The 303-nt window shown below is 34.7% G+C and carries 1 pseudogene; it reads right to left on the bottom strand.

The window, feature by feature from the left end:
- A pseudogene (locus APS80_RS10390) lies at positions 1-303 on the bottom strand (IS6-like element IS257 family transposase); the annotation flags it as partial.

Genomic DNA, 303 nt, shown 5'->3' with positions numbered 1-303 from the left:
TTGATACTTTGATACCTTGTCTTTCTTACTTTAATATGACGGTGATCTTGCTCAATGAGGTTATTCAGATATTTCGATGTACAATGACAGTCAGGTTTAAGTTTAAAAGCTTTAATTACTTTAGCCATTGCTACCTTTGTTGAAGGTGCCTGATCTGTAATTACCTTTTGAGGTTTACCAAATTGTTTAATGAGACGTTTGATAAACGCATATGCTGAATGATTATCTCGTTGCTTACGCAACCAAATATCTAATGTATGTCCCTCTGCATCAATGGCACGATATAAATAGCTCCATTTTCCT

This window comes from Staphylococcus auricularis (assembly GCF_001500315.1).
GTDB lineage: Bacteria > Bacillota > Bacilli > Staphylococcales > Staphylococcaceae > Staphylococcus > Staphylococcus auricularis.
Note: the sequence above shows the minus strand (reverse complement) of the source record. Positions and strands in the feature narration are given on the sequence as shown.